This window comes from Ignavibacteria bacterium, assembly GCA_016873845.1.
In the GTDB taxonomy this organism is placed as follows: Bacteria; Bacteroidota; Ignavibacteria; order Ch128b; family Ch128b; genus JAHJVF01.
This window is the reverse complement of the sequence record VGVX01000035.1, coordinates 21,986-28,572: the sequence shown is the minus strand read 5'-3', so window position 1 is coordinate 28,572 and position 6,587 is coordinate 21,986. Positions and strand designations below refer to the sequence as shown.

Sequence of the window (6,587 nt, the reverse complement as noted above, 5' to 3'; positions counted from 1 at the left end):
GCATCAATTTATTTTGTTGTATCTCTCGTCTGATTTTGATCTGTCATTTTAGCCTTCAACCGGTTCATTTCTTCGGTCAAAGTTGGATCGCCAGGTGCGTAAGCTTGCAATCTGCTCAATAAGTCCAATCCTTTTTGATATTCATCGCGTGATTTTAATAGCTCGCCTTTGGATTTTTCATAATCGCCGCGCGCATCGTAAATCTCAAGAAGAATTCTGTATGGATTGTAATAACTTCCAATATCACTCGGATTAGCTTCCAAAGATTTTACTGCTTGTTCCTCAACATCTTTGCTAATTTCAATAAATCGATCCGTTCTTCCTGCTTGCTTATACAGCGAGCCGATATCCGAAAGTACTCTATAGTCTATTGGAACAAAGCTTCTTGGAATTACTTCTTCCATTTTATCAAGTACATCTACAGCTTTTGCATGATCGTTTGCGTCATAAATATGATAAACAACCAAACGCAAAAATGAATTTCTGTAATTCATCATCATTCGGCGCTGATTTTCATCAAGATAGATTTTTCCTTCTCGTAATCCTCTGAACTTAAAACCGGGCTGATAAGATGTGTTGTAGTCCGCCGGTTCGTTGAATAATGAAGCGTTCATTATGTTAACATTTATATTCTCAAACCGTCCCTTTTGCTTTGCCGGTGTTATTAGATAAGTCAATCCTTGCATTGTTGAGTAGTCGTCAAGTCCAATTCTTGAGTCGTCGGAACAGGTAACGGCAAAGTGAATTGGACGCGTCCAACCATTTTTCGCATTTGTTTCAATAATATTTCTGACGACAATGTCTTGAATTCTAATTGCTTTAATTTCACCTGATTCAATAGTATGACGCATCAAGAATGTCATTTTTCCGGTCTGCAGAACCGAAGTGTCCTTAACGCCAAACTTTTCAGCAACTTCCTTTGACACGGGAACAGAAATATTCTGCGGGTTGAATTGAATGGGCTGCAATCGGGAAATTTGTTCATCAGAAAATGAAATCGGAACTTTCTCAGCTCCATAAGGCATTTCATTCTTTGCCTGCTTAACGTACCAATCAGTATTGGCAAGACTTAGATTCACAATTCGAATATCTCTTCTTACTCCTTCAACATCTTGTAAATACCAGAGCGGGAATGTGTCATTATCTCCATTCGTAAATAGAATTGAATTCGGTTCGCAGCTTTGCAGTATGTTATACGAAAAATCCCACGGAATCCAATTGTCAGATCTATCATGATCGTCCCAATTTTGAATTGCCATATTCAACGGAACCACGACCAATGCAATTCCAACAATTCCAAAGGCAAATATTTTGGACAAATTTTCAGATTTAAGCTTTTCTTTTGCGAGCTCAATCAATCCTGAGACGGCTATTCCTATCCAAATTGCATACATAAAAAATGCACCAACATAGAAATAATCTCTCTCGCGCGGCTGCGGCTGTTGTTGATTTTGATATAACGCAGTTAATATGCCCATCAATAGAAACAGAGAAAGTATGCTTGCGGCTAATTTCCAATCTCGCCGGAAATGGTAATACAATCCGAAAAGTCCGAGCAAAAGAGGAATTCCGTAATATCTATTTGGGAATTTACTTTCATCTCCAACAAACGAATCATTCGGTTTGCCAAACCACATGCTTTTTGCATCTTGAACATCACCTTCTCTTCCAATAAAATTCCAGTAGAGATATCGATTGAACATATGATCTATTTGATACCGCCACATGAAATCCATATCACTTGAGTAGTTTGTATAAATTCCTTGTTGATGAGGCTCCTGGCTGTAACGACGTTTAAAAATAGGGAAGTCGCCATACTGCTCGCGATTAATGTAATAAACAAATTCATTAATCGTATCTGGTTCGTTTTCATTCATCGGAGGATAAGCGTTTGAACGAATAATTACCATTGTGTAAGAAGTGTAGCCCATGAAAATTAGGAATAAAGAAGTGATACCGAGAAAAGCGATTGGGTGACTGTTCTGTTTTGCCCAATAGATTCCATAAATCAAAATTGCAATAAAAGCAACAATGATAAATAATTTCATAGTGATATTATTTCCGCCCACTGCAGCGAGAAGTTTTGGAAAATATTTAATAATGCCCGGGTAAACTGCCCAAAATGCAAGGACGTTTATAATTCCCATTATTATAAAAGATTTTTGCGTTACTTCATACTTCTTGAAATATATTACAAGAATAATTGTAAGAATAGCGAGCACGCTTAGAAGATGAACTCCGCTCGATAAACCAATTATGAAAGCGATTAATAGAAGTATTCTTTCATTGCCTGTTTCGTCCGCTTTTTCATACCATAAAAGCATCAACCAAGTGATAAAAGCAACAAAGAAAGTAGATATTGCATAAACTTCTGCTTCAACAGCATTGAACCAAAAAGTATCTGTGAAAGCATACGTCATTGCTCCTACAAACGCAGCGCCATAGCATGAAATCGCTTCAAATAAATTCGAAGGTTTTGCATTTCGATAAAAATTAATAAGCTTAACAATTACAAAGTAAAGGAACATTATTGTAAATGCGCTTGAGAGTATTGATACCGTATTCATCCGTAAACCAAGATTTTCAACAAACGGCACCATCATAAAAAGTCTTCCTATGAGAAGAAACAACGGTGCGCCCGGCGGATGCGGCACCTGTAAATAATACGACGCAGCGATAAACTCACCGCAATCCCAGAATGAAACACTCGGCTGAACTGTCATAAAATAAACAATTGCTGAAATTACAAATGCAGCCGCACCTAAAATTCGATTAATCAATTTATGATTCATTTTTTCCTCGATTATAAAGTTTTGGGAGTTCAATATAATTTTTAACCCCTCTTTATTCAAGAATAAAAGAGGTTAAATTCAAAAACTTTTACTAAAAGCAGACTTTTTATGAGAATCTGTATTAATTTGGATAATTAATTAAAGTCAACGTTCAAATTGAATATCAAATAAGACTTTCATACTTTTACACAAAGTTTCAGATGAGTTTATGAAGAAATCACTTTGTTTGTTCGTCATTTCAATCGTAGCATTTAACGTTCTCTACCCGCAAGCTGTTTCCAAATATGTTATTGTACCTATAAAGATTGATGGGAACCTTACAGATTGGGACTTTGCCCAATGGTATTGGATTAAACCTCAAGATCAAAATTGGAAAGACTCGGCAAGGTTCGCCTTGTTTTGGGACGAAAACTATCTCTACACGGCTTTTGAAGTTTTCAATTCAAATCTCCAGGCAGAGCAAACTGAATGGGATGCAAGCGGACTTCATATGGATGATGGAGTAGAAATTTTAATTGACCCAAATTTAGATAGATCATTAGAATGGCAAGAAGATGATTTTGCTTACCACATAAATATTTACAATGCAATTCTTGATGATAGGGGAATGAGCGATGACGGAAAATATAACAATGATTGGAATGGTGAAATATTCGCTGTCGTTCGAACTTATGGAACTATTAATGAACCGATTGACAAAGACTGGGGTTATACTGTTGAAGCTGCGATTCCATGGAGTGAGATTGGATATTTACCATACTTTGGAAAGCAATTTGGAGCGGACTTTTGTGTGAATGACCGAGATGATATAACTGGCAAGTACAGATATTACGATTGGATGCGATTGAAAAAGTTTCACATGCCGTCTGGTTTCGGCACAGTGACATTAATTAACGAATGATATTTAAAAAATATAATTTATAGGAGAAATAGTAATGGGAATAAATTTCTTGGCAATCGTTGTAGTTACAATTTTTAACTTTGCTTTGGGCGCTATATGGTATTCGCCTGTACTTTTTGCAAAGCCATTTATGGGCGCAATTGGAAAAAGTGAAGAAGAACTGAAGAAGGGAAGTAACAACATTATGTTTGTATGTTCATTCTTCGCAGCTTTGATAACCACATACATTCTTGCTCACTTTGTAGATTTTGCACTGGCTGATACTTTCTGGACAGGAATGCAAACAGGTGTCTGGGCTTGGCTCGGTTTTGTGGCAGCAACGCACATTGCTGGAGTGCTTTTTGAAGGCCGAAATATGAAATTATATTTGATCTATATCGGTTATCAGCTTATTGCTATTTCAATCAGCGGCGGAATTTTAGCTATTTGGAAATAAAAATCTTCGTTCGCGCAAAGCCGCAAAAATCTGATATTCTTTGAATCAATTAACCTTAGCGTGTACGATTTTTTACTTTCTCGAGTGAACAAATCCTCGGTACGGTGTTGCGGATTGGATTGATATAAAAGCTTTCGAATCAATTATATCAATTATTTTAATTGCTTCATCCTGCCGTCTTCGAGTTGTTAAAATTACCAAAACAGCAACTCCACCTCTTCCCCCTTCTGCTGGGAGAATTGTTACGCCGAAATTATTTCTTCTTAATTCGTCGGCAATTTTATCTGCATAGTAAAGCGAAATAGCATACAGCTGTACAAAACCAACTCCAAATTTCTGTTCAACATAAATTCCTAGAACGTTGCCAAGCGCAAATCCGGTTGAGTATCCGAGTATGTTCCACATATTGTCAAGGTGCAGCATCACGTGCCTGATTGCGAAAATCCAGATAGTAACTTCAATGAACCCAAGAATTCCAGCCTGATATTTTCTTCCTTGAACAACCATAAGTGTTCGAATCGTACCAAGTGTAACATCTGCGATTCGCATCGACATGATCATCAACGCACCAAGAAATATTTCCAATTTTTTCTCCTTAATTTTTTACAAAGATAATAAATAAAAAAGTCGTTCTAATTTTTCATAGGAACGACTTTAAATAATTGAGAAACTACTCGTTATTATTTATTTACCGAAGTCTTATTAAAATCTCCAGAAAAATGTAAGCTTTCCTGTAATGTCGGACTTAATTCCGCTCATTTCATATTTATTGAAAGAGATGTTTGGGATGATGCTTAGATTTTTGTCAGCTTTGTAATCAACTCCAGCGAGAAAAGTAATTTCTGAATCATTCTTTACGTTTGAATCAAAATTTGCATCCCAGTAATCAACTCTACCAAAAAATGAAAAGTCGTTCGAGATGGTAGTATTTCCGAATGCAGAGACTCCGAGTGAATTTAAGTTTTTATCGCCAGGTAAAACTTTTTGAATGGAATTATAAAGTGCGCTGGCGCCAAATGAATATGCCCCTTTTTCTTGATAATAAAGCCCAAATCTTCCCATCAAGTGATTTTTATCTTTAGAGGCGTTTGCAAAATTAACGTCTAAATTTGCAAGTAAGTTTGAAGTGACTTGATGATTGATTTGAGCATATACTCGTTTATATTTATTTGACTCCGCTCCATGTGAACTGTTATTACCATACATTACCCAGTAATTTGTGGATTTTCCCTCACCAAGACTTCCTTTGATTGCAACTCCCATATCTCGTGTGGCAACTCCTCCGCGAATGTCAACTTGGATTTTTTCTACTGAACGATAACCCCAATATTTTTCTTCTGTTTCGATCGGTGGAGTTCCCTGCAAACCAATTAAAAGTGCAGCGCTCTCAAATTTATACTGTACGTAAAAGTCTTTAAGATAAGATGCGAATTTTGGAGTTCCGGCAAAATTAGCTCCGTCAGATTCTAATCTCACTCGCGAAGAGAGTTTTTCTGAGATATCAAAATCAGCGGTGAAAAATACTCTTCGAAATTGAAATCCCTGCTGATCTTTTTCTGCAATTTTTCCTGAATTTCTTTCAAAATTGTAGAAGTAATCAAAATAGGCAAGACCGGAAAGTTTAACCTGGCCGAATGACATTTGGCTCAACAAAAAGATTGAACAAAGTGTTAGAAATATTTTTTTCATAAATGGTCCCATATTTATTTAAAGTAATTTTACCTGACTGAGTGGATGATTAAATCCTTGGATTTTATTGAGTTAAATTTTTCTTTTTTAAAACTTCCATACACTTTTATCTTTGAAAAGCCAGCGGAGTTCAGTAAACCTACTAAAATATCTTTCATATGAGGATAAATTGTCGACGTGAATATTTTTGTAGATTTCAAATTGTTTTTTGGAATTGCGAGAATATTAAAACCAAGCGTTGCTTTCTCAAAGTCATAAAAGCGTACATATATTGAATCGTTATTTTCAGTAATGCTGATTAATCTTTCTTTTTCATTAATTATTCGCTCATAATTTAAAATTTGAAAAAGAAATGAACCTCCTACATTCAGCGTTTGAAAAATGTTTTTAAAAACTTTATTAATACTTTTTGACGAAATATTTGCAAGTGTATTTCCCATTGAAATGACAAAGTCCGTCCGTTCATTAAATGTTTTGAAATTCTCAAGATCTATAAATGAAAACTTGATCTTAAAATTATAACTGTTCGAATTCTTCTTTGCCGATTCCAACATTTTTGTTGAGCTGTCGAAAGCCGATACATTTAGTCCAAGACTTGCCAGTGCTATAGAATCTGCTCCGCTTCCGCATCCAAGGTCGATTGCATCTTTATAATTCTTTTGAATGAAATATGGAAAAAGAGTTTTCTTAGCGCTCACGGATGAATCAAGGTTGATCATTTCATCATAGAAATTTGAAATAGAATTATAAAATTCTGTGTTCTTCATTT

6 protein-coding genes are annotated in these 6,587 nt (G+C 35.7%); 2 read left to right on the top strand and 4 right to left on the bottom strand.

Features of this window, described 5'->3' with window-relative positions; genetic code table 11:
• Positions 1 to 8: 8 nt before the first annotated feature.
• Positions 9 to 2,792 carry a DUF2723 domain-containing protein gene (locus FJ213_07950; GenBank protein ID MBM4176091.1) on the bottom strand — a complete coding sequence of 928 codons (2,784 nt, stop codon included), beginning with the start codon at positions 2,790 to 2,792 and terminating at the stop codon, positions 9 to 11.
• A gap of 208 nt (positions 2,793 to 3,000) precedes the next feature.
• Here FJ213_07950 and FJ213_07945 point away from each other — a divergent pair, with 208 nt between their 5' ends.
• Together FJ213_07945 and FJ213_07940 are read left to right on the top strand one after the other, a co-directional pair.
• Complete coding sequence (locus tag FJ213_07945; GenBank protein MBM4176090.1) at positions 3,001 to 3,693, top strand: hypothetical protein; 693 nt, start codon at positions 3,001 to 3,003, stop codon at positions 3,691 to 3,693.
• Positions 3,694 to 3,727: 34 nt separating this feature from the next.
• Complete coding sequence (locus tag FJ213_07940) at positions 3,728 to 4,129, top strand: DUF1761 domain-containing protein (GenBank protein MBM4176089.1); 402 nt, start codon at positions 3,728 to 3,730, stop codon at positions 4,127 to 4,129.
• Positions 4,130 to 4,201: 72 nt separating this feature from the next.
• On the opposite strand, the gene FJ213_07935 is transcribed toward FJ213_07940, so the two are convergent.
• From FJ213_07935 to FJ213_07925, 3 genes are all read right to left on the bottom strand, one after another.
• Positions 4,202 to 4,690 (bottom strand): DUF2179 domain-containing protein, encoded by a 489-nt coding sequence (locus tag FJ213_07935; protein ID MBM4176088.1) that lies wholly within the window; start codon positions 4,688 to 4,690, stop codon positions 4,202 to 4,204.
• Positions 4,691 to 4,831: 141 nt separating this feature from the next.
• Positions 4,832 to 5,818, bottom strand: a complete 987-nt coding sequence (locus FJ213_07930) for a hypothetical protein (protein MBM4176087.1) — start codon at positions 5,816 to 5,818, stop codon at positions 4,832 to 4,834.
• A gap of 29 nt (positions 5,819 to 5,847) precedes the next feature.
• Entirely contained in the window at positions 5,848 to 6,585 is a 738-nt protein-coding gene (locus FJ213_07925) for a class I SAM-dependent methyltransferase (GenBank protein ID MBM4176086.1), read from the bottom strand.
• Positions 6,586 to 6,587 lie beyond the last annotated feature (2 nt).